21 protein-coding genes and 3 pseudogenes are annotated in these 22,613 nt (G+C 40.8%); 12 read left to right on the top strand and 12 right to left on the bottom strand.

Translation table 11 applies throughout. The features are described 5' to 3' along the window. The first annotated feature begins 224 nt into the window (after positions 1 to 224). The 6 genes from ACED48_RS13885 (at position 225) to ACED48_RS13860 (ending at position 6,967) form a co-directional block, all read left to right on the top strand. Entirely contained in the window at positions 225 to 764 is a 540-nt protein-coding gene (locus tag ACED48_RS13885) for a GNAT family N-acetyltransferase (protein WP_017058708.1), read from the top strand. A 765-nt stretch (positions 765 to 1,529) separates the two neighbouring features. Further along, positions 1,530 to 3,290, top strand: a complete 1,761-nt coding sequence (locus ACED48_RS13880; RefSeq protein ID WP_017058709.1) for an EAL domain-containing protein — start codon at positions 1,530 to 1,532, stop codon at positions 3,288 to 3,290. Between the two features lie 206 nt (positions 3,291 to 3,496). Next, positions 3,497 to 3,868 (top strand): GntR family transcriptional regulator, encoded by a 372-nt coding sequence (locus ACED48_RS13875; protein WP_017058710.1) that lies wholly within the window; start codon positions 3,497 to 3,499, stop codon positions 3,866 to 3,868. After that, positions 3,865 to 4,719: an ABC transporter ATP-binding protein gene (locus ACED48_RS13870; protein WP_017058711.1), complete on the top strand. Its 855-nt coding sequence runs from the start codon at positions 3,865 to 3,867 to the stop codon at positions 4,717 to 4,719. Before ACED48_RS13875 ends, ACED48_RS13870 begins: the two co-directional genes overlap by 4 nt. Continuing rightward, a complete protein-coding gene (locus tag ACED48_RS13865; protein ID WP_017058712.1) occupies positions 4,719 to 5,576 on the top strand; it encodes a hypothetical protein in 858 nt (285 codons plus the stop codon). The genes ACED48_RS13870 and ACED48_RS13865 overlap by 1 nt, the downstream gene beginning before the upstream one ends. Before the next feature lie 1,103 nt (positions 5,577 to 6,679). Then, entirely contained in the window at positions 6,680 to 6,967 is a 288-nt protein-coding gene (locus tag ACED48_RS13860; RefSeq protein WP_017058714.1) for a putative quinol monooxygenase, read from the top strand. 129 nt (positions 6,968 to 7,096) lie between these two features. Here ACED48_RS13860 and ACED48_RS13855 read toward each other — a convergent pair whose 3' ends face one another. From ACED48_RS13855 to ACED48_RS13805, 11 genes are read right to left on the bottom strand one after another with little or no spacing between them, the layout of a single operon-like run. Further along, on the bottom strand, positions 7,097 to 8,728 hold the full coding sequence (locus ACED48_RS13855) for a hypothetical protein (RefSeq protein WP_017058715.1): 1,632 nt from the start codon (positions 8,726 to 8,728) through the stop codon (positions 7,097 to 7,099). A 5-nt stretch (positions 8,729 to 8,733) separates the two neighbouring features. After that, positions 8,734 to 9,000 (bottom strand): DUF3613 domain-containing protein, encoded by a 267-nt coding sequence (locus tag ACED48_RS13850; protein ID WP_017058716.1) that lies wholly within the window; start codon positions 8,998 to 9,000, stop codon positions 8,734 to 8,736. Continuing rightward, the gene (locus tag ACED48_RS13845) at positions 8,997 to 9,671 is read right to left on the bottom strand and encodes a M48 family metallopeptidase (protein WP_017058717.1); all 675 of its coding nucleotides are present in this window, start codon (positions 9,669 to 9,671) and stop codon (positions 8,997 to 8,999) included. Before ACED48_RS13845 ends, ACED48_RS13850 begins: the two co-directional genes overlap by 4 nt. After that, positions 9,672 to 10,568: a type II secretion system F family protein gene (locus ACED48_RS13840; protein WP_017058718.1), complete on the bottom strand. Its 897-nt coding sequence runs from the start codon at positions 10,566 to 10,568 to the stop codon at positions 9,672 to 9,674. A 28-nt stretch (positions 10,569 to 10,596) separates the two neighbouring features. Further along, positions 10,597 to 11,475, bottom strand: a complete 879-nt coding sequence (locus ACED48_RS13835) for a type II secretion system F family protein (protein ID WP_017058719.1) — start codon at positions 11,473 to 11,475, stop codon at positions 10,597 to 10,599. Next, a complete protein-coding gene (locus ACED48_RS13830) occupies positions 11,469 to 12,728 on the bottom strand; it encodes a CpaF family protein (RefSeq protein ID WP_017058720.1) in 1,260 nt (419 codons plus the stop codon). The genes ACED48_RS13835 and ACED48_RS13830 overlap by 7 nt, the downstream gene beginning before the upstream one ends. A 56-nt stretch (positions 12,729 to 12,784) precedes the next feature. Next, positions 12,785 to 13,942, bottom strand: coding sequence for a type II and III secretion system protein family protein (locus ACED48_RS13825; RefSeq protein ID WP_017058721.1), 1,158 nt, complete (start codon positions 13,940 to 13,942; stop codon positions 12,785 to 12,787). A gap of 12 nt (positions 13,943 to 13,954) precedes the next feature. Next, a complete protein-coding gene (cpaB, locus tag ACED48_RS13820; RefSeq protein WP_017058722.1) occupies positions 13,955 to 14,872 on the bottom strand; it encodes a Flp pilus assembly protein CpaB in 918 nt (305 codons plus the stop codon). A gap of 9 nt (positions 14,873 to 14,881) precedes the next feature. Beyond that, a complete protein-coding gene (locus tag ACED48_RS13815; RefSeq protein WP_017058723.1) occupies positions 14,882 to 15,421 on the bottom strand; it encodes a TadE family protein in 540 nt (179 codons plus the stop codon). Positions 15,422 to 15,429: 8 nt separating this feature from the next. Then, positions 15,430 to 15,840: a prepilin peptidase gene (locus ACED48_RS13810; protein WP_017058724.1), complete on the bottom strand. Its 411-nt coding sequence runs from the start codon at positions 15,838 to 15,840 to the stop codon at positions 15,430 to 15,432. Between the two features lie 29 nt (positions 15,841 to 15,869). Then, positions 15,870 to 16,091: a Flp family type IVb pilin gene (locus tag ACED48_RS13805; RefSeq protein ID WP_017058725.1), complete on the bottom strand. Its 222-nt coding sequence runs from the start codon at positions 16,089 to 16,091 to the stop codon at positions 15,870 to 15,872. A gap of 775 nt (positions 16,092 to 16,866) precedes the next feature. On the opposite strand from ACED48_RS13805, the gene ACED48_RS13800 reads away from it, so the two are divergent. From ACED48_RS13800 to ACED48_RS13775, 6 genes and pseudogenes are all read left to right on the top strand, one after another. Further along, entirely contained in the window at positions 16,867 to 18,105 is a 1,239-nt protein-coding gene (locus tag ACED48_RS13800) for a collagen-like triple helix repeat-containing protein (protein WP_371692178.1), read from the top strand. 35 nt (positions 18,106 to 18,140) lie between these two features. Continuing rightward, positions 18,141 to 19,814 carry a POTRA domain-containing protein gene (locus tag ACED48_RS13795; RefSeq protein ID WP_084026619.1) on the top strand — a complete coding sequence of 558 codons (1,674 nt, stop codon included), beginning with the start codon at positions 18,141 to 18,143 and terminating at the stop codon, positions 19,812 to 19,814. Positions 19,815 to 20,057: 243 nt separating this feature from the next. Next, positions 20,058 to 20,338 (top strand): annotated as a pseudogene (locus ACED48_RS13790) (putative quinol monooxygenase). Beyond that, positions 20,338 to 20,931: pseudogene (locus tag ACED48_RS13785) on the top strand (nucleotidyltransferase family protein). The pseudogenes ACED48_RS13790 and ACED48_RS13785 overlap by 1 nt, the downstream one beginning before the upstream one ends. Before the next feature lie 76 nt (positions 20,932 to 21,007). Continuing rightward, the gene (locus ACED48_RS13780) at positions 21,008 to 21,535 is read left to right on the top strand and encodes a DUF4823 domain-containing protein (RefSeq protein WP_017058729.1); all 528 of its coding nucleotides are present in this window, start codon (positions 21,008 to 21,010) and stop codon (positions 21,533 to 21,535) included. A gap of 233 nt (positions 21,536 to 21,768) precedes the next feature. Further along, positions 21,769 to 22,020, top strand: a pseudogene (locus ACED48_RS13775) (riboflavin-specific deaminase); the annotation flags it as partial. Between the two features lie 17 nt (positions 22,021 to 22,037). Here the strand turns inward: ACED48_RS13775 and ACED48_RS13770 are convergent. Continuing rightward, positions 22,038 to 22,490 (bottom strand): NUDIX pyrophosphatase, encoded by a 453-nt coding sequence (locus tag ACED48_RS13770; protein WP_017058731.1) that lies wholly within the window; start codon positions 22,488 to 22,490, stop codon positions 22,038 to 22,040. Positions 22,491 to 22,613: the final 123 nt, after the last annotated feature.

Below are 22,613 nucleotides of genomic sequence, written 5' to 3'. Positions count from 1 at the left end.
ATTAAGCCTAGAATTTTTATAGTTTTTATATATTTAATCTGCCAATACTAATGCATAGTTAATGATTATATACACAACTATTGTAAGGTTTAATGAGTTTCGTGATAGATTTAACGTATGACAAAAAATTCGTGCCACAATGTATTGCATATTAAAAATCATGCAGCACTATATCCTACCGACCAAGGTTGACAAAAATCAGCAATCATAAGAAAAGGAAAGACATGTTTAAAGCAGTTATCGATAACGAACTATCCATCGCATTGGTTGAAGAGAGCTTCGCTTCTCATTACGCGGACATCTCACAAAGCCAGAATGAGTACCTAAGCCAATGGCTTGCGTGGCCGCCACATTGTAAAACCGAGCAAGATTTTAGGATCTTCATCCAACGTTCGCTGCACGATTACGCAGAAGGCCAGAGCATGACCTGTGCGATTGTGTATAAAGATAATATCGTCGGTAACTGTAGCTTCAACACCATTGACCACAACAAGCAGAAAGTCACGATAGGCTATTGGCTATCTGAACCTTATCAAGGAAAAGGGATTGTTACTCGTGTGGTCGAGAAGCTGATTGATATTGCTTTCAATAAGTTAGATATGGAAAAGGTCGAGATATCAGCGGCAACAGGTAATCACAGTAGTCGCAAGGTTTGTGAGCGCTTACATTTCACATTAGAAGGCATCATAACTCGTGACGAAAACTTGAATGGTCGCATCGTTGACCACGCTATTTATGGCCTTCATCGTTCCAAGCGGTCATAACACTTAAGTTTAATTTATCCTTAATACTCCAGAATAACAGGATACACATACTAACGTTTTTAAATTTACCAATAATTAATATCAAAATTATTAATTGATTAGATAAACTGACAAGATTCATATACCTAAAACGATATCGCTCGTTTAGCAATCAACTCAATTGTTAACTTTCCTATTTAATTAATAATTAGAAAAAAGTCTAAAGTAACTAAAAATCACTTTAGACGATAATAAGTATACAACGTCAACAATCATCCAATAGATTTAATTACCAAAAAACCATGACCTAAATACAATAACGACCACACAATAAAAAATTAATATTTATCACCGATTCGACACTGTATTTAAATAAACAGATGAGTTGTATTAACTATATATAAAAATCAACTATCCTATTTTATTTATAAAAATATTACCGTTATTACATATCAATAGAAAAAACAAAGACAAAAAATTAATTAGAACACTCTGAATTTCGATATGGAAGCCATAAGATACAGCCTTGGAAATGGATAAATACCAAAATAGACGGATAAATCCTCTTTACCTCTTGTAAATCATGGACTTTCATTTATAAATTCAAGCTTTGAGTGGGCATCTTCACAGATTTTCATTAAGGTAAAAATTCTGAGATTAGTATCAACATTTTAAGAAAAATAGTGACATTTTAGTTGTGTTATTTAAAAAGTCTTGGTGTGAATAAAAGTCCTAGTTATTAAATATCAATCATATAAATAGTAAGTATTACTTAGGAGTTGAGTTATGCACTGTTCTTTCAACATAAATAAAAACGATGAGAGCTTGCAACTAATTTATAACGAAGAGAAAATCTATATAAAAATAAACAGCAAGAAAATATCAGAGGAAAGACTCAATAGTAAAGAGAGTTTTGTTTTTAAGTACCTTATCGAAAATTCATCAATATCAAACCCTCAGTCTGCACGAGATGTTGAAGAATCCTTTAAATTACACTTTGATGAAGAGTTCAGCTTATACGCCTTAAAAAATATTATTGCTTCGATTAGAAAGAAGTATCGAAACCTGTGTAATAAAGCAAAAATAAATAGTAATAGCGAACTTATCTCAAATCTATACAAGGTAGGCTACTTTATAGATTTAGATAAAAGATCAGAAAACTGCATAGCACCAAAGCACAACATCACCCCATTCAAACCCAACCATATCGAACTATTAAAGCTGATGATCAACACCTATCAGAAGGATTTGATCAAAGCGTTGATAACCGTCGTCACTATTTCTTCATTTTTTCTATTTGCTATCTACTTTTTCCAGATCCTTTATACGACGAAGATTGCAAGCGAATATAGCGAGAACACAAAGCTGATAGCGGAAGAAGTCATGAACTACGGCTGTGGTAGCCAAGTGTCGGTGCACGCGTTAAGGCACTCTCTCAACATTGATTCGGTGCTCCTGACAACACCTTATCGTTCCTGTTATATCTCTAAAACACGCTCGGAAATGGTAAAGCTCGATCAAATTGACGATTTTTACAACAGTGCAGATTTCTCGTACTCACATTTCGCCGATCACGAACATAATATTGACCTTACTGTGCGGATTTCTAAACGTCCTATTGAAGCTCGGTACAAAAATTCATTGTTACCGCTGCTCGTCGATTCAGTCTCTATCCAAAAAAATGATAACGATATCTTGAACCTTGGCGAAAGCAATCAGCCTATTTATCAAACCTCACTTTCAACTGGCGCATCCATCACGTTCTACAGTGACAATGTTGTTGAATTGTGGGCTGCACTTGCTCTGATGCTCGCCACACTACTGTATCGCTCTTACATTTTAGGCTTTATCACTTACATGTATCGTTGGAGACATATCTCCTTTGAGGAAGAGCCAATAATCAACACAAAAGACAACACCGTTTTATACTACGAGTTGTTGTCGAGAGTTCATAACGTTGGCGTCCTGAGCTTCATCAACACTATGAGACGTACCAATTTATTGACTTTTCATACTATTTTAATCATTGAAACGGTCAAAAACGCTAAGTTAAATAACAACCATGAGATCTATGGTGTCAATGTATGTCCGAGTGCTTTGGTAGGATCTAATTTTGAAAAACTCAGAAAACATTTATTAGCATTAGAAGCAAATGAGTTTGTCGTAGAAATTACTGAGTACTCGAACATTGGTTATGGCTGTGAGGTCATCGACAACATCAAAGAAGTTAAAGAACTTGGTATAACCATTGCGTTGGACGACTTTGGCACTGGCAATAACAATATCGAAATCATTAGTATTATCTCTCCTCGCTACCTAAAACTGGACCGTTGTTTTGTTAAAGACATCGAATCAGGTGAGCATCATCAAGGTGTATTGCTAAACATCTCGGAAATAGGTCGCTTATCAAACATCACTATGATTTATGAAGGTGTAGAAACCCGCAGACAACAATACATCTTATGTCAACTCGGCTACAACTTACATCAAGGCTACCTGTATAGCAGACCCAATAATTCAAAGGAGATAACCTCTGACCCTATTTGAGTATTGATGCCGCCCCTTTTCTATTAAAATAGTTATCGCTCATAAGACCGATTTAGAGCCCACAAGGATGTAGGCTTCAAGTCCCACCTTTCCGCAAAACGTTTTATCCAACCATTAAAATACTCTGTCCATTTTCATAAAAACATTGCCAATTTGAACAAATAGTTTAGTGTTATACTCATGTATATCACCATGTAGTGTTAATTATGACCAAATGGAAAGACGACCAACCGATCTTTAGGCAGCTTGCGACAAAGATCAGTGACCAAATTCTTCAAGGTGTTTGGTTAGAGCAACAAGCATTACCCTCTGTGCGTACGGTTGCCGCTGATCTAAAGATCAACCACCTCACCGTCATGAAAAGCTACCAGTTACTGGTTGATGAAGGGTTAGTAGAGAAAAAACGCGGCCAAGGCATGTATGTAGCCGAGGGGGCAGTTCAAAAATTGAAAGAGTCTGCACATCAGTCATTTATCAACACACAGATCCCAGCCATCGCTGAGACGCTAGGCATCATTGATATGAGTGTCGAAGAACTCGTGAAACAGCTAGCACAACATATAAAGGACAAGTCATGAGTACGTTACTTTCCGTGAAAAACGTAACCAAAACCTATTCAAATCAAGTGGGTGTCGAGAACATCAGCTTTGAGTTAAAACCGGGGCAAGTGCTTGGTTTGCTGGGCCACAATGGCGCGGGTAAATCAACTCTGATCAAATCACTGCTTGGCGGACACAGCTATCAAGGTGAGATAGAGGTTAACGGCTATCACCCTATCCACCAGCATGCAGAACTCATGCAGCACTTGTCGTACATCTCAGACGTTAACGTGTTACCCGAGTGGATGACCGTTAAGCAACTACTTCGATATACCCAAGGTGTACACCCTAGCTTCAATAAACAAAAAGCAGAGCAGACATTAAGCAGCACCAACATCAAGCTCTCTTCGACTATCAAGCAGCTTTCTAAGGGAATGAAAGTACAACTTCACCTTGCGATCATCATCGCGACTGACACTCAAGTGTTGATCTTAGATGAGCCTACACTTGGCCTAGATTTGCTGTACCGCGATACTTTTTATCGCCACCTTTTAGAGTGGTTCCACGATGGCGATCGCGCCATGATCATTGCTAGCCATGAGGTTTCAGAAATTGAACACCTATTAACGGATGTGCTGATTTTGAAGCAAGGCCATTGTGTGCTGCAAAAGAGCATGGAAGACATCGAAAACGACTATTTCATTATCGAAGTCGCCAACAGCCATTCAAACGAGATCCAGAAGCTCAATCCATTGACCTCACAACCGGGCCTAGGGACCACTAAGTGGTTATTAGAAGGTCAATACAAAGAACTGGTTGAATCATTAGGAAACATCTACAACGTGGGTCTCGCTGACCTATTCCTTGCAACACAGACGGAGAAGGCATAATGCATCCAAGTTTTTACATGCTAGAAAAAGAGCTTATCGAGCACAAGATTAACACTCGTTTACCTCTGTTTGTCGCATTATGTGGTTTGTTGCTGTTCGTTAGCCTGTTCTTTAGCGGCCAGGCGCAACACGATTTTTTCTTTCAAATGGAAGTCAATGGCGACGTTAGTGACATCCACAGAGAGTTCGCACAAGACCTCAACTCAGTGATCTACTTTGGCGCGGGCCTTATTTCTCTGATCCTATCGACGCTTTACATCCCTAAAACGCTGCGTAAAGAGCGTCAAGAAGGCAGTTCGATGTTTTGGAGAAGTATGCCAGTATCCAATGCAATGACTCACGGAGTGAAGCTAGGCTTCGGTTTAGTGGTTATTCCGGCTCTCTGTGCGCTATTAGTGCTATTCGCCGATTTCCTGCTTTGGATACTGAACATTTCAAGCCAACAGCAATTAGCGCTGCTCGTCGAGCAGCAGTCTCTGTTTTATGTGTTAAGCAACTGGCTCGTGTTCTTTGGAAGAATGATGTTAGTTGCACTGGTTCTATTACCATTGGCAACGGTTACTCTGGCTATTTCACAGTTGGTTAATTCACCATTGCTTGTGATTTTTATCTCAAGCTATGCGATTAAGTTTCTCTCTGTTGCCGTGTTTGGATTTTATGGCATCAATGACTTCCTATCTCTCATCGCTTCGCTACCAATCAACGTGCTGATGGCGAGTAATCCGTTCAGCGCAATTGCAGAAGCTCCAGTTTTATCTTTAGGTATTTATGTATTGATTGGTGTTAGCGGTTATCTACTGAGCCTAAAGCTAAACAGAACGGATGATGTGAGTTTGAAGGGGCTGTTCCAACGTTAGAGAGAGCTCTCCTGACGTTAACGATATCACTCCTGAGTAAATCACCACGTCAGATATCCAAATCAAAATCAAAGCTTCTGAGAAATCAGGAGCTTTTTTGTTTTCCCAATCACAGCAAATAAGTGATCATAATTATCGCAGGCAAAGGCTTTAGGGCCAGGCAGACATTTTCGGTAAGTTATTATCCTACACCACAATTTCTAACGAAGTTATCAAGCCTTTCAACAAGCGAGGGTGACCAAATACCTACGACGATGGGTATTAGCAATACATCCAGTTAATTAGCCTTACCGTTTAGATCATAAAAAGAGCTAGAGGGTCGTTTTAACTAAGAAGAACTAAAGTGGAGTAAAGATGAGCTAAGAGGGGTATTAATGAGCTGACACTGGATGCATTGTACTTAATGCCTGTCAGCTCTTTGTAGAGTGATTTCTTTAGTCACCAACCAGATTAAGGTCCTTGGGAGAACTAATGAAACCGGTTTGTTGCATTTTTCATTATACTTAAGCTTTTCAGCTTTTTGACTTGATAGCTTTACGATTTAAAGCTTATTTCTTTGCCGCTTCTTTTGACGTGTCTTTCCAATATTGGATACGAACGCGATGAAGTTGTGCTCTTCTCATTTTTTTCATATGGGATATTTCCTTTTCATTTAACTGCTCTTCTTGAGCTATTTTTATTGCCAACTATTCGAATCTAACGGTGTTTGATGGCTAGATCAATGATACAGGTCACGAAATATATGGAATTCTTAGTACCATTTGCATCAAAGTTAGACCTAGATATCAACTATGGTTCAGTTTCATACCATGAGCCGTTATTCGAATTTAAGGTTAGCTCTCTCAAATGACATATTCATTTCAGTATCAATACAGTTCCATGATACGTATTAATAGACCGGACCAGCACGGATTTAGTTCCAAATATTTACTTTATCCCACCCACTAAAGTTACCACGTAACAACCGATATGTTGAAGATGATCGTTTTATACCCCACATTGATCTGTACGTCACAACATCAAAATGTGATTATATTGGCAATGGATAAAGCTTCTATCTAATAGATAATGCTCGTAATAGATAAAGTTAAATGGACGTAATAATGAGTAAAGTAATTCTACAAGGTCATATTCTAGTGCCAGACAACGCCCTAGAAACAGTCACCCAAGCCTTAGCTAAGCATAAAGAACTCACACTGGCGGAGCCTGGCTGTATAGTGTTTCGAGTCAGTCAAAGTACGCTTCAACCTAATCGCTTTGAAGTGTATGAAGAGTTCACTAACCGAGAAGCATTCGACACACACCAGCGTCGAGTTAAAAGATCGGAATGGGGTGAAATCTCCAAGAACGTGACACGTCATTATCAAATCACCGATGCCCCGGCACCATAATGACGCACCCACTAGTCAACTGCATCATCACACGGATTAAATAAGCTCCCTAACGAACGTAGGTTTTAAATGTGCGGAATGTCCACTGAACTCGGTGGTCAAAATTGCTAGTGCAAATTATAAAAACCGTCAAAGAATCAAACCATGTGATGACGCTTGAACTGAATCAACCCATAAATCCGCACCGCCTAAAGGAACACCTAAAGCTTGTAGGGTTGGCAACAATGCTTGCCCTAAAATAGCAGTGAGTAAACTCGAGATAGCTGGGCTTAACGCATTGCTAATAGGCGTGAGTAGATAGCCTAAACCAAGTGGAGCGTCAATATCTAGATTGATAGCTGTGGTAAATGCACGCCCTGAATCGGCTAAAATATTGTCGCTCTCTTCTGAAGAGTAAGGTAGCTCATCCAAAGCAATATGAGTAGCTGACCAGTCTCTATTATCTTCTATGTCTATGTTTATTGTTATTTCTATTGCAGAAAATAGAGGCAAATCGATACTAATTTCAATTGGATCGGCATCCATAGTTAATAACGAATCTTGGATAAGAAATTCTGCTTCTGGGTTATCTTGGTTAAGATCCAGATGAGTTAAAGTCGCCGTAGCTTTAGTTGCGCTAACATTAATAACAAGCGGAGAAATATCAATACCTGTAGGGGTGAGAGTAGATAAAGCGCCTGTAATATCATCGACCAAATCAAGATCTGCCGCGAGCTGTAATTCGATTTGTGAGTTGCTAACACTGGGCGGAGCGTTTTCACTTATCGGTAACGTTGCAATGGTGTATTGTGGTGCCTCGATAATTTGCGTCCTGAGTTCGATACTGGTAACACTAGGGATAACAACCGAAAGATCGGGGATATCGACGAAATGCTCTTTATTAGAAGCGAATATCGTGGCTTTAATTAATTTAAGTGCGTTAAGAGAAGTCTCAAGCGCTGCTCCTTGAGTACTAGTTTCAGTGAGTTTTAAGATGTCACCAAGAACGATATCTGGAATGGCAGTAGCAAGAACAAGTTGGTCTATTATGACGTTCAGGCCATCTGTGGATGAATCCCCTCTGTCAAGTATATTGAGGTAAGTATCAAGTACGGTTAAGAGTGAAATATCACTTTCTAGCACTTCCTGAGGTGATCCCAAACCTAAGTCTAGTGCCAGTGTATCTAACACTGAACCAAGTTTTAATGAGGTGTTGGCTAACCCTTGATAACTGGCCGCAGTTAAGTTGATATCGATGCCTAGTAACCCACTGAGCAAACCATTTAAAATGCTACTTTCTGTTGTTTCGAGAGTTTTACTACCAATCCCAAAACTGATGATTCCTGCTTTTTGTATGGCAGATTCTGCCATCAAGGTAATTTGATTGTCGTTGAAAAGGCCACCAGCAATCATACTTTGTGGGACGGTTTTTGTGGCCACAACTTTAGTGGCCGGGTAACCATCTGTAGCCGCGCTGGGGCTCGGATTAAAAATCCAACGGTTATCCTGAATCAAGGCATAACCATTTTGAATAACAATATCATCGACTTGTTGCTGATACTTATCAGTCAATATAGCCTCCCAGTTTTCAACTGCTTCAGGTTGGATGAAATAGGGATTGTTCAGACCAATTTCTGAAGCAGAAAGATCGGCGATTGATTGTAATTGCTGACGCTGGAAAGCAAGTCGTGCAGTATCAATAGCGACAGAAGTAAAGATAACCAAACTGAGCAGAGCAGTTGCGAGCCATAAAGTTAAAGCGCCTGACTGATAGCGTCGCATGAGTATTACTCCCCGAAATCGTTCTTAATAAATTTTTCCGGAATAGCGTGGGAAAAGGACGCTTCGACACGTTCTTGCACTGCTTTGCTAACTTCTGGTGTTAGGGCGTCTTTATGACTGGTTGCGAGCATATTCTCACGTTGAATTTCCAACCAGATACGGGTGTATTGAACCGTTATTTCCTCACCTTTTTGGTGTTTAGAGGGTAACTGCTGCGCTAAACTGATGCATGAGTAACCAATGGTAATACCTAAAAGAAAAAGTGCTTTCATTGTTCCGACTCCTTGATGCTCAATGGACTAAAGCTACGCAATGCAGTAGTCAGTTCTAGGTTTTCTTTATATCCCCAGCCGTATCGCTTAGTGAGACTTTGTGCTGCTTTACGATCATTATCTCGTGATAATGCTAGCCATAGATTTTTGGCAGAATGGTGATTATCGGGATTAAGTTCTAGCGCGGTGAGAAACTCTTTTTTCGCGGCATCCGTACCATTGTTTAGCAGTAGGAAAAATCCGTAGTCGTTACGAATAGCTGAATCATCAGGCTCTAAGTCAACAGCCAAACGTAACCACTTTCCAGCCTGTTGGTAGTTTTTCTGATACGCTGAAATCAAACCTAACCCGTGTGCAGCTTTGCCTCTGAGGCACGTGTCCATTAGTTGGTTATACACTTTGCTCGCATCATCCCACTGACGGGTTTTTAATAGTGCTTTAGCCTCTAGAGATGATCTAGTTACTGATGTTGTATTTATTTTTTGTAACATCGCCAGAGTGGAATAATATTGCTGGTTATTAAAGGCTTGTTGTGCAAAAGATAGTTTCATACCTTGAGACTGAGACAATTTCTCATTACACATACCTGGAGACTGAGTATAGTCACTTGGTTGCTGGCTGGATGAGCAGCCCGCTAGGATAAAAATAATAACCACGAATAAAAATTTCATTTAACCTCCAAAGGCAGCCATCAAAGCCAGCGCTGCCGGACCACCGAGAACAATAAATAAAGCGGGAAACATTAACGCCATCATGGCGATTGAAATTTTACCAGACAACTTAGTCACCTTTTCCTGCAGCTCTACGCGCTTGTGTTGGTAAATTAATTCGGACAGTGATTGGAATGACTCTTTCAACCCTCCACCTGTTGCCGCGGCCTGAGATAACATAATCAGAAAATCTTGAAACCCGCTCGACAAAGTTATTTGTGCCATGTCATTAAACACGACTTCCCGGTTTTGTCCCGCGTCGATACGTGCCACGATAAGTTTAATATCTTTATTAACTTCAGGAGTTAGCTCTTTCGCCTCCAAAAGGTAAGCTTTTAGTAATCCTTCTAGAGAGAGACCAACTTGCCATAAAATTGACATCATGTGCACGGTCGTCAACATCTCTTCGTTTATGCGTCGGGCGCGTTTACGAGCCTGGATACGAAACCAGTGAAGCGATAGTAATGCACCTACTGCCATGAATAAGGCGTAGAAAAGAAAGGTGCGTTCCATCGTGGATGAAAACAGGTATTGCTGACCAGTAAAGATCAAAAACAGCCCAGACCAGACTAGAAACATTTTAATTAAGCATAAAACTTGTTGTCGCCCACTGATATAACCCGCTTGACGCATCGCAAGTACGATACCGGATAACGACTTTTCATGGTCTTTTTTTGATTTTCGCCACCATTTCATAGAGCTCAGCATTAGGGGCTCTTGCACCGGTTTCGGTTTTGCAGAGACGTTAAGTTTTTGACCTGACGAGCGCATCAATTTCTCTTGGCGAATTGCTAGGTAACGACACCCTCCAGCACAAAGAGCTAATACTACTGAAAGTAGAAAATATACTTGAGCCATGTTCACCTCCTTGTAATATTCAAGTTAGTTATAAACTACGAAACATACGCCAGATCACTACAATACCTAATAGCTGAAGGACAATGCCAAACAGCAAGGCTTGGCGCCCAGTATCGGAGTACCACATATTGATAAGCAGCTCAGGATTTTGTGTCAGCATATAGGCACTAACTAATACCGGAGCAGAGCCAATTACCCAGGCAGTCATTCGTGTTTCGCCGGTAATCGATTTTAGTTCACGACGACTCAGATCCTGCTGTCTAAGCAGTTTCACTAAGCTTTCGAGTGAAGAGGTTATACTACCGCCATAACGAGTATTAACACTAAAAATGGAACCCAGAAGACGAAAAGCGGGCACCCCGGTAATCTGACTTTCTGTAATAAAAGCATTTTGTAATTCAATACCGAGCGCCCGTCGGTCATTGATGCGTTGTAATACATCGCTTAGTGGGTAAGAAGTTATCTTTGCCGACTGATCAACGGCTTGCGGGACTGTTAGTCCAACTTTTATTCGACGATGCACTTGGTCAATAAATGAAGGCAGCTGTTGTGTTAGCCGCATTCTTGTTTTCGCTTTACGCAGTCGTGCAATGAGTACTATAAGTAAAAACGATACAATCAGACTAACGGCAAAACTAAGGTGACCGAACCGCCATGCTACGCCGGCATTGAAGGTAGTAATAAGTAAGATTAGAACACCATTTTTCAACCATGATTGACTAAACCCTAGTGCTTGCGCTTTCTCGATTAGTAAGTCTTTTAAACTGTCACTCTGTGTACGTACTGTAAGCTCGGGGGATACATCTTCTTCAGTGGCCTGTTTTCTTTTGTATTTAACAGCGAGCGCGTAACAAAGAACAGAGGTAACAGCTACAGCAACGCTCAGTAACAAATATAGATTTACCATAACTGCTCCTCAAGCTTAATTTGAAGTTCATCGCTCGGAGTACCACTGGGTTGAAATGTTTTCTGAGTATATTCATAGAGCTTATGTGTATTGATGTGCCCATCTTCTACGTTGCCAACTTCAACCACCTCAGAGACGACGCGTTTTCCATTGGGGAGTCGACGGATCTGTATGACGATATCAACAGCGGATGAAACAACTTTACGAATGAAGTTCTCACTGGAATTAAAGCCGGTCAGTGTGACCATCATTTCTAATCTTAGTAAGGCATCACAAGGTGAGTTTGCATGCAATGTGCTCATGGACCCCAGATGCCCGGTATTCATCGCTTGCAACATATCTAAGACCTCCCCTCCTCGACTTTCTCCTAAAATGATACGGTCGGGCCGCATCCTAAGGGAGTTTTTCACCAGCTCACGTGCCGTCACTTCACCATTTCCCTCAGAGTTGGGAGGCCGGGTTTCAAGGCGGACAACGTGGGTGTTACGTAGTTGCAGTTCAGCAGCATCTTCAATGGTAACAACCCTTTCATGTGTCGAAATGTACTGACTGAGAATATTAAGTAGCGTTGTTTTCCCTGAACCAGTGGCACCACTAATTAAAATATTGAGGCGTGAAGCGACGCAGTGTTTCAAAAATTCAAGCATATCTGAAGACAGGGTCTCATTAGCTAAGAGGTAGTGCTCCGTTAAGCTATCTTGCTTAAATTTTCGTACTGATAGGCAGGGGCCATCTAATGCTAAAGGAGGAATAATTGCGTTGATACGGCTTCCATCGGGTAAGCGAGCATCAACCATTGGATTCGATTCATCAATACGTCGACCGAGGGGAGATAGCATTTTTCTAATCACTCTTACGACATGCTCGTCGTTCAAGAAATGATGGTTCACCTGTTCTAACCTTCCTTCCCGCTCGACAAAAACCAATTTAGGACCATTGATCAATATGTCATTGATGGATGGATCCTTAAGTAAGTTTTCAATAGGACCGTAACCTAACATCTCATCGACTAACTCTTCAGCTAGCGTGTCTATTGGCGTTGATTGATCTATATGATCTTTGATTAGATATTGTTGGATATATGTAGTGACAGACAACATCAGGTCATTGCGATTGTCGGATGCAAGACTAAACAAGACACCATCATCTTCCATTTGCTCTATAACGTACTTATGTAAGTCAGCTTTTAATTCCAAACTTAAGGGTTGGTAGGAAGCGGTTTTAAAGGTATTCAACCAGTTGTTCGTCGTCATAAACAGTTCCTGATATTTGTTGGCTTACGCTAGGAATCAGCCTTAAATGGCCAAAATCAGTTGGAAAACCCAATATTGCTGGGAAGATCTTCCGGTTCCGCATGCATGAACACCATCTCGAAAAAATCGGGGTCGTAGTTTCGGTAAATTTCTCCTGGCAGAGGCGGCAAAGTTGCCCCTTTCGCTATCGGACGTACTAAGTGGGGTGTAACAACCATCATCAACTCTTTATCATTACTTTCTAACCGACTGGAGCTGAAAAAAGCACCTAATATTGGAATATCACCTAACCCTGGGAAGCGGTCAGAATTTTTCATGGTACTGCTGCTAATCAAGCCACTGATGATAAAGGTTTCACCATCACCGAGTTGAACAGTAGTATCAGTACGACGCACGCTAATTCCTGGCACCTGGACACCGCCGGTACTGACCGAGTTGCTGTAATTTAGTTCGCTTACTTCCGGCGCGACTTTTAGCATGATACGGTTGTTTTCCATAACGGTAGGTGAAAGATTAAGCCTTACTCCAAACTCTTTGAAATCAATAGATATATCACCATCATTGGATGATCTAGGATAAGGAAACTCACCACCAGCTAAGAAAGTTGCAGTGTGTCCAGACATGGTCACTAAGCTGGGTTCCGCCAAAGTGTACGCAAACCCGTTAGCATTAAGCGCACTGATGGTGCCTAATATTCCTTTCGATACATCCCCAATCACGACATTAAACGCATCACTCAAGGCCAAAAAATTATTTCCTGACGATAACTCTCCAGCAAAGGAAGCGCCATTTAGAGCAGAGCTGTTACCAATGCCAAAGGTTGTATTTCCAGTTTGTCGCCCAAGAAAAAAACCCGCCTGTTTAAGAGCACTCTTACTAATTTCGACCACTTTAATATCGGTTTGAACCTGAATATTATTATAACTGACAGCCGTTGGTTGCACTTTGAGTTGGTATTCTTTAGGTGTGTCCTGAGCCGTAGTCCAAACACTCAAGGTAGTAGAACCAACTTTCTTACCTGTGACCAGTAGTGTGGTGTCGTTAAGTACCATTAGTGATACTACGTCAGGAGTGGCTATAGCGGCTCGTTTTAACTCACCTCTTAGGATGTTGATACTGCGTTGAGAGTCTTTCTTGAGAATAACGGTTTCTGCCGCTTGAGATAGAAACGATAATGGGATTAAGAATGTCAAAAATAGTCTTCTCAGGCTCATAGACAACGTTCCTTATTGTTGAGGCACTTTAACGACAGAGCGCTCATCGCCTTGAATCAGTTCGACATATCGAACGCGTTGAGGTGCATGCTGACGGGTTGGTTTTGGTTTGGAAGCTTTTTCAACCTTTTTTCGAGGAGGCAGAAATTGTCGAAGTTCAGCTACAGATGTTGTTTTAGTTCCCTCACTAGGTTGGCTTCTTAAAGAAACAGTATGTAGCAGTGACCTAGGCTGAAAATCATTCGTTTTTTCATTGGTTAGCTCTTTACTACCCACAGCAGCTAACCTTAATTCACCACTGCTGTCCGCCAGTAAAATAGTCGGCGCTAAATCCACATAGACAGACAGTACTACGGATTTAGCATGATTTTCCCGGTCCTCACTTTCTGTACCAAATTGTAGGTCACCCACCGCCAACACTTTTAAGTTAGATGCTATTTTTCTGGCTGTAGTCGTAGTACCAGATTCCCTGTTGGGCTTTAGTAACAACATCACATCAACATGGTCACCGGGCTGTATGTAGCCCCCAACGGTTAACACTTCATCTGCTCTTATAGCAACTGCTCTTTGGTTAAGCTCTAAGTCATCGATCATTGGTCGGATTGTGGCAAAAAGATCATCGGTCAAATAGTCACCTTTTTCGACAGATTTACTCAGGCGTCGACCAACCGCTAACCGTTTTTTTAATACGTATCTCTGGTCGAGTTGTGTTGTGGTGACCTGCTTAAACATATCCGCTGAAATCATCGTTCCATGGTTCTGAGGTTCATCGAAGGCCCAAACACTGTATAGAGTCGGTGCAGCTTTGGGCTGTTGGGGGGCCGGCTCTTGTATAGAAAACATGCCGACAAAAACGAGAATAATAGCTAAGGCTAGAAAGGCAACAGACGCCAATTTTAACACTGCGACTTTGTTCAGAGTCATGTTCATTTCTGGCTCCTAATTCAGTTTAAGAACAGCGGTACCAACAATTTGGTCCGGAAATACGGAGACTTCTTTAGGTAGTAAGCCGTCAATGATGTTGGTCGGAAGAAAAGGGGTCGTTCGATATTCGTCCAAAACAATCGTAACTTGGCAACATATGTCAGAGCCGTCTGTCGGATCAGTGATTGTTGAGATTCGGATTAATTCCTCGGGGTCTGGCAATGTCACTCCAAACAAAGAACCAAGACTTTCTCCTTGACCCTGGGTGAACCCCTGAATGATTATTTTTGCATGAGTGCGGATTGTGGGGGTTACTTCAGTAAGCACTTCAGCACCGGAGCAGTTTTTATAACTGAAATAACATTCCTCATTGACGAAGGCCATAGACTGGCGGATGCTCTCTTTGGCTACATGATCGAACATACTGGCCGCAAAAAAAATCATGCAATAATGAATCACAGCAAAAAGTAAGATCACTATGATCGGGAGTAAAAAAATAGTTTCTATAGCCACCGAACCAGATTGTTTTTTTAAATTCGTTATTGATTGAGGCATATCCTTTCCTACATACTAGTCGAAAATATTAATCCAGTAGCAGTGATTGCAATGGCCGGTATAAATGGTGCTTCGTTTTTTTTTCTAAAAAAAATGATGAAATAAATGATGAAAATAGATAATGCAATACCAGTAAATATTGCCATAACATCAATGGGTAATATAAATGATAACCCCAGCAGTATTTTTCCATCCGCACCGCCAAAACCAAATACAGAATAACCAATAAAAACCCAAAAAGACGTAAATATCACAGACCACATTATCTGAGGACTGAAATTAAGGTTTCCAACTCCATAAAGAGCTAAGAGAGGGGCTAGCATTAAAATGAAAATTAATAGCGCAGGTACTTGCCTACTTTTTATGTCATAAACACTCGCAATAAACAACAGACCGCAGTAAATGGCAAATGGACTCATTGAATCACCATAATTTAGCCTCAGCCATCTTAGCCTTCTTCAACGGTTGTTGGCAGAGCGTCTCTAACAGCGGTTAATACGCTTTCAATACGTGCGCCGATGTTGTCGTCACCCGTAGAGAAAAGCGCAATGGCAATTGCCGCGATGGTGGCAATAATGGCGTACTCGATACCTGATGCGCCCTTGTTACAGTGTAAAAAAGAGATAAATTTACACCACGTCTTGATGGTTAATCTTTTCAATAAAAACATAGCTACCTACCTGATAATTACGTACTTAGATGATGGAATTTGTCATGGAGAATATCCAATCCTTGTTAAAGGGCAAACAGTGTTGCATTGCTACCTTGTTACTAATCATAGTTAGAGAATCAAAATGATGTGAATGTTTTATGTGACTCAAGTCTCATATGTGAGTCTTAATGTTGTTTTCCCTATAATATGAAATTTTCCATCAGTTTTTATGAATTAATCATAAACAGTTGATGATAAAGATATTAATAGAAATCAAATTCACAACTGATAAGTATTATTTATTTTATGGGAAAATTACGATTTTTATTCTGGATTTTTATCAAATTTCAATCATGATTATTAGTATCTCACTGAGATCGAAACCTAGCTTTTCAGGTGGATATGAGATAGCAATATGGTTAGAGAAGAATAAATACGGAAAAGCTAGATTTTATAACATTGATGATACCAAACAGTAAGGTAAGTAATTTATTTCTCTAAAAAATGTATATTAAATTAAGTTGATGATATAGAGGAACGCTGGGAACCCTAGATTTATCATGGCGTATAATGTGTTATTTACACTATATTTTGTAGCTCTGAAGCTATTTTAAGTTTGAGCACAATAACAAATGTTCATCGTAAGGTTTATGAGTACGTAGTACCAACGAGTCCTTGAGCTAAAATAATCCGTTCCCTCTTAGTTATCAACCATAAGGAAAGTATCTGAATAAAGGAGGATACCATGACTATTTTATATCGAAATTTTCTTGTTTCGTTAGCGTCTTTATTGATGATAACTGCATGTAGTGGCAACGGTTCTGGGACAATTGCCTCTGGTGGTAGCGGCCCGGAAACGACAGAAGAGGACGTCGTTGGTCCGCAGTCCGTTAGTCCACAATCTGATAGCAACCTCTTGTCAGAAGCTGGTAATAATGTGTCGCAAAGTGAGTTAAGTAACTCGTTAGATTCAATAACAACGGGATCAGGAGAGGTATTAGTAAACCTGGGGGAAGTTGTGACTGCTTTGGGGGATGGGTTACCGCTGGGATCTACGGCTTTGGAAATCGATGATGCTTATGTCAGCCGCACTTTGCAAGGCACTGCTAATGCCACTGAAAAATTAGGGACAACAGTTGTCTCCGCTGGCGATACCGTTGCGCAGTTAGATGCGCTACCTGTGTTCGTTCAGCTTAATGACCGTACCGGATTATTAACTTATACCGGGGTGACTGTGTCCGATCTAGGTGGAACGGTCGAAAATATTGGTGGGTGGCTTCAGTATCAAACGTCAGAAGAAGGTAATTTATATGGATTATCTGAACAGCTTGGTACGATGACAGCACCTATTCTGGTACAAGCCGATGGTATGATCGACCTGAAAGGTAATGCGCTAGTCATATTTAACGATATACAAGACGTTAAGACCACTTTGCCTAACTTTGTTTACTTATCCACTTCGACTTTAACTAAGGGTACCACAGCGCTACTGATGGACACTCAAGGGATGGTTGAAGATACTGGCCAATTATTTGTTGGAGAAAAAGGCCTAACCGCATTACTCACCAATGAGTTGCAGCAGGATGAAACTTTACTGCTCAATTTGGAGTCAGCATTAGCCAACCGTTTGGATACTGATCCGCTCTCTGGTTTAAATGATAATAACTTACTTTCTGAAACAGCGCTGCTTTCTAGTGTAGACGGAAATCTAATCCTAGTTTCCCAGAATTTAGGTGATGTATTGAATTTAGAAACAGGCTTGGTCAACTCACTAGATTTGAGTACAACTCTACTTAACTTTAATCAATTGGATGATGCATCAACACCTCTGTCTAGTTTATTAGGATCAACAGCCCAAAGCCTTCAAGATGTTGTTGGTGGATTAAAGGGTAATTCATTAGATGTACTTTCGTTAGATATAACAGATAACCTAGCGGGAGAAGATAAATTAGGGCTGTCTTCTTCAAGTGAGGATAGAGGGACACTCACACATCTCACGACTAGCACTCTGAAACCGATTCTAGGTCAGTAATATGATTGAGTCTGATAAATAAAGAGCCAGAGATCATGGCTCTTTATTCTATAAGGGTATCTATGTTGAGAAAGAAAAAGTCCTTTTTTTTTGTTGTTGGTTTACTTTCAACCATCCAGTGTCACGCTGCGGAGCCCCCTTTATTAGTACAACCTGAACCGAAGAACCAAGCCGAGTCTTCTTCCTATGTTGACGTTGAGCAGATGAAAGGAGAAGTGGAGGTACTCAGCTCAGAGGTTATTCAGTCAATACACTTTTCTGGTGGTACATCGTTGGAGCTTGAGCAGCTAGCACAAGATGTTCAAGTGCTGTTGAATCAACCTTATTCGGTCGAATTGATCGGGCAAGCGATCGAAAAAATCACCCAGCGTTTTCATATCGCCGGCTACCCTCTCGCTTTTGCTACTGTTAAACAAAATGACTTTCGGGATGGTCGATTGACTATCACTATTGTGGAAGGATTTGTGATCAGAAGTGAACTTGAGATCCCTAATGATACAGTTAAACACAAAGTGCGCTCTATTTTACAACCGCTATTGAATGAGAATCCCGCAACTCAGGCCTCTCTAGAACGCGCTATCCTGCTAATCAATAGAATTCCTGGTTACCAATTTGATATTACACTCCCCAGACCAAAAACTATATCTGGCGCGACATCTATTCGTATCGTTACCCGAGATAAGACCGTATTTGAACCTTTTATCGGTTATTCAATGCAGCAAGATTCTGAGCGTAACTTCTCTTTGGGACTGCGTAGTAATATTAATCGGATGTCGATTAATCGTCTAACCCTCATTGGTTTACTCCCACGTGATAATAATAGCGATGAAGGATATTACTCAATGAGGCTTGAACACGACATTTTCCACAACGGAACTTTAGGTAGATTGAGCGCTAGCTATTATACCGATAACGAAGAAAGCATCCTTGATATAGGAGGTGTGAAGTTAGCGGTTGACAATACTTTTGAACGACACAGCTTGGATTACGTTATCTCTTACCCGATAACATTAAATCAAACGACCGACTTCAGTGTGTCTCTGGGGGTGCTCTATGAAAAAGAGGAACGCAATTATGATGTTTCCTTCAATGGCACATCTTTAGGCAACTTAGACGATCACCTAGATTATGTTATTGGCCAGATTTCAATAGATGTGATTAAACGATTTGACAATTTCAACTTCTCAGCCGGCTTAGGAGTCAACCAAAGTATCAGTAGTGCATTTAGATATAGGAGTGATTTAGAAACTGAAAATATCTACAACAGCGATTTTACTTTTTACGACCTTAATTTATCTACTTCATATGAACTTATTCAGGATTACGTTGTATCTTTGCGGGCAAACGGTATGTTTGCCGATGAGAGGATAGTGCCATCGCAGCGTTTAAATTACGGTGGTCTCAACTATGGCCGTGGTTACCCGGAAAACACCATAGAAGGTGATAGAGGATATGGCACCGAAGTGAAGCTGTTACAACGAAACAAACATGGCAATTATTTTTTTAACCCCTACATCACGTATGACTTCGCTTATACCGAACGAGAGCTTTCTACCGCCAGAACAGACCGGCTCTCATCAGCTGCACTTGGTATTGAAGTTGGCTTTGAGGCTAATTTATATGTTGCTATCGACTATGCTAAACCCTTAAAAGAAAGAGAATACAATAACGACTATGTCTACAACCTAAATATAAACTGGCAATTTTAGTTAACTTTCGTTTTCCTGATCCCAAAATCAGATTCAGCAATACGCCCCACTACAACAGGCACCTGAACAGTACATATTTCTTCGTCTTGACAAGTAAATATATAGTTCGCTTCCCCCGACTCGGCCGTTAAGCTACAAGAGCTGTCCTTGGGTCATAGTGTCGACTGTTAGAGTACCAAACATATCCGCCGGCGATAGAGTGATGGCGTAACTAAATGTTGTGATAAAAACAGACAAAAACACATGCAAAGTGATTGCTTTTTCATGCTAGTGCCAGACAACGATCTAGAAGCAGTGACACAAGCCTTGGTTGTACACAAAGAACTGACACAGGAAGAAGCTGGTTGTATTGCGTTTCGAGTCACTCAAAGAATGCTTCAACCTAATCGATTTGAGTTTATGAAGAGTTTACGAATCGATCAGCATTTGAAGCCCACCAACAGCGAGTAAAAACCTCTGAATGGGGTGGAATCTCCCAGAACATGACACGTCATTACCAAGTCACCGATATTCCGACATCATAATGATACATCCGCTACCCAACCGCATCGTCACGTTGATCAAACAAGATCCCTTACGAATACAGGTTTTAGACTGTATCTATCAGTTGGATTTACCGGCAGTGTTATGTCGCTGCGGGCTTTGTGAGAAACCTCGTTTGGGATCACCTTCACTTGCATGGTTATACCTCCCCGACTCCACTCAATGATATTGATGTGATCTACACTGATCCCATTGATACCTCTTACGAATCGGAGCTTAGATACGAGGCTCTGCTTAAACAACGGTTACCAGAACTTAATTGGCAAGTTCGCAATCAAGCCAACATGCAGACCAGAAATGAGGATGAGCCTTATCAAAGTTCATTGGATGCCATGAGTTACTAGCCAGAGAAAGAAACTGCAGTTGCCGTAAAGCAAAGCCCGACAGGGGAAATCGAGTGTATTTCGGCTTTTGGTTTAGAGAGTTTGTTTGATTTAAAGATCACACCGAACCCCAATCGCAGCAGAGACGTGTTTGCTCAACGAGTTCAGTCTAAAAATTGGTTAACTCATTGGCGAAGTTAACTATTGGTTGTTTGAGCCTTAAAGGGTCCTTTGTCGCTTGTACTAATTAGTCGCAAATTTTATACATTAATATGTTTAATATAAACTATGGTTAATATCAACTCACATAAATATAAGGTAGCTATTATGTCAATTATACGTGCGTTACCAATACTTATAAGCTTAGTTATCATTGGGTGTGCTGATACACATACACTTCAGGTTACGAATGTAAACTCGACAGCTAAATTTGAAACAAGTGATTCAGTTTTAATTGGCCGCTCAAAGAATGGGGAGTATGGGAAGCACTATTATTCGGGCTCAGGACTAATGGTGAGTAAAGCTCTTCAATCAGAATTATTCACAAAACTAAACAACGTCGCAATCGCTAACCAACCGGCTGATTACAATTTTGTCCTTGAATATGCGAAAAGCAATGAGTTCGACTACTTAATTTTTCCTACCATATTACACTGGGAAGATCGCGCGACTGAATGGTCAGCAAAGCCAGATAAAGTAAGGGTAAAAATTACAGTTGTTGATGTCAAAACAAAAGTAATTATTAAGTCTGGCATAATCGAAGGAAAAAGCGGGCTAGCTACCTTTGGCGGTGACCACCCACAAGATTTATTGTCAGACCCGGTCAGCGAATTTATGGCTAGCCTATTGAATTAAGTATTTATCGTGGTGATTCAATAATTGAGCTATATTGCGTAGATAATATCAAATCTACCTTATGAGACCGTAGTTAACATAATTAACCAGTGTCGAATCAAAACTTTGCCTCTGTACTAAAAACATTGACTAAAAATCCAATCAGATCGAACATGCACCGCTTCCCACCCTAATGTTAACCGTGCGTTGCGACTAACTGCTACGCCGTCTCGTCATACTGAGTAACGACCATGGACGGAAAAATGGAAGGGGTTAGCGCTTACGTAACTTTAGAGCCATGTTCATTTTTCGGCAGAACACCCGCTTGTGCCAATACTTTGGTTAAAGCAAGTGTAAAACACGTGGTAGTGGCGATGCTAGACCCAGGCCCTCGTAATAATGGTCGTGGTGTTGCGGTCCTTGAATCGTACGGCGTGAAGGTTGATGTGGGGCTATGCCAAACGCAAGTGAGCGCCTTTTTACCCCCTTACCTTGGTAAGTCCTAGATCTTAAACAGCCAGTATTAATTCAATTTCACTCGGTAAAGCGGATTTATGGACTTATCAACAAAATACGACCAGATATGATCATAAACTGCATGCTGATTAGGAAACGGCGCTAGTACTTTAGCTTCCTCTAAACTACACCAGCGGTACTCGGTATGCTCATGGTTCAGTTCAACCGCCTGATTGGGTGGGCATAACACGGCAAACACTGGAATTAGTTGAATCACATTGACGTCCGCCTCGTAGAACTGTTCTAGGAACTGCGCATTATACAGAGCTTCCACTGCGATTTTGGTTTCTTCTTCAAACTCACGAACAATGGCCTGACAGCCAGTCTCACCCACTTCGATTGAACCAGCAACATGGCACCAAAAACCGCCCTTCACACGCTTCATTAATAGCATTTTCGTTTGGCCGTTGATTTCAGAAAGAGCGACACCTGCCACGATGGAAGTATTTAGTGGGATCATAACATTACCTTAGTTACACAAGACATCGGTAAAGCTACCACCCTTCGTTTATTAAGTTGTCTTCTATAATAAAAAACGAGAAGTCACTCATCCATTTATGAAGCTCAAACCGTCACTCGGAAA

Source organism: Vibrio sp. 5S239, from assembly GCF_041439575.1.
Taxonomy (GTDB): Bacteria; Pseudomonadota; Gammaproteobacteria; order Enterobacterales; family Vibrionaceae; genus Vibrio; species Vibrio kanaloae.
Note: the sequence above shows the minus strand (reverse complement) of the source record. Positions and strands in the feature narration are given on the sequence as shown.

Coding starts and splice junctions, on each gene's coding strand:
- ACED48_RS13885 (WP_017058708.1), top strand. CDS start 225: ATGTTTAAAGCAGTTATCGATAACGAACTATCCATCGCATTGGTTGAA.
- ACED48_RS13880 (WP_017058709.1), top strand. CDS start 1,530: ATGCACTGTTCTTTCAACATAAATAAAAACGATGAGAGCTTGCAACTA.
- ACED48_RS13875 (WP_017058710.1), top strand. CDS start 3,497: ATGACCAAATGGAAAGACGACCAACCGATCTTTAGGCAGCTTGCGACA.
- ACED48_RS13870 (WP_017058711.1), top strand. CDS start 3,865: ATGAGTACGTTACTTTCCGTGAAAAACGTAACCAAAACCTATTCAAAT.
- ACED48_RS13865 (WP_017058712.1), top strand. CDS start 4,719: ATGCATCCAAGTTTTTACATGCTAGAAAAAGAGCTTATCGAGCACAAG.
- ACED48_RS13860 (WP_017058714.1), top strand. CDS start 6,680: ATGAGTAAAGTAATTCTACAAGGTCATATTCTAGTGCCAGACAACGCC.
- ACED48_RS13855 (WP_017058715.1), bottom strand. CDS start 8,728: ATGCGACGCTATCAGTCAGGCGCTTTAACTTTATGGCTCGCAACTGCT.
- ACED48_RS13850 (WP_017058716.1), bottom strand. CDS start 9,000: ATGAAAGCACTTTTTCTTTTAGGTATTACCATTGGTTACTCATGCATC.
- ACED48_RS13845 (WP_017058717.1), bottom strand. CDS start 9,671: ATGAAATTTTTATTCGTGGTTATTATTTTTATCCTAGCGGGCTGCTCA.
- ACED48_RS13840 (WP_017058718.1), bottom strand. CDS start 10,568: ATGGCTCAAGTATATTTTCTACTTTCAGTAGTATTAGCTCTTTGTGCT.
- ACED48_RS13835 (WP_017058719.1), bottom strand. CDS start 11,475: ATGGTAAATCTATATTTGTTACTGAGCGTTGCTGTAGCTGTTACCTCT.
- ACED48_RS13830 (WP_017058720.1), bottom strand. CDS start 12,728: ATGACGACGAACAACTGGTTGAATACCTTTAAAACCGCTTCCTACCAA.
- ACED48_RS13825 (WP_017058721.1), bottom strand. CDS start 13,942: ATGAGCCTGAGAAGACTATTTTTGACATTCTTAATCCCATTATCGTTT.
- cpaB (WP_017058722.1), bottom strand. CDS start 14,872: ATGAACATGACTCTGAACAAAGTCGCAGTGTTAAAATTGGCGTCTGTT.
- ACED48_RS13815 (WP_017058723.1), bottom strand. CDS start 15,421: ATGCCTCAATCAATAACGAATTTAAAAAAACAATCTGGTTCGGTGGCT.
- ACED48_RS13810 (WP_017058724.1), bottom strand. CDS start 15,840: ATGAGTCCATTTGCCATTTACTGCGGTCTGTTGTTTATTGCGAGTGTT.
- ACED48_RS13805 (WP_017058725.1), bottom strand. CDS start 16,091: ATGTTTTTATTGAAAAGATTAACCATCAAGACGTGGTGTAAATTTATC.
- ACED48_RS13800 (WP_371692178.1), top strand. CDS start 16,867: ATGATAACTGCATGTAGTGGCAACGGTTCTGGGACAATTGCCTCTGGT.
- ACED48_RS13795 (WP_084026619.1), top strand. CDS start 18,141: ATGGCTCTTTATTCTATAAGGGTATCTATGTTGAGAAAGAAAAAGTCC.
- ACED48_RS13780 (WP_017058729.1), top strand. CDS start 21,008: ATGTCAATTATACGTGCGTTACCAATACTTATAAGCTTAGTTATCATT.
- ACED48_RS13770 (WP_017058731.1), bottom strand. CDS start 22,490: ATGATCCCACTAAATACTTCCATCGTGGCAGGTGTCGCTCTTTCTGAA.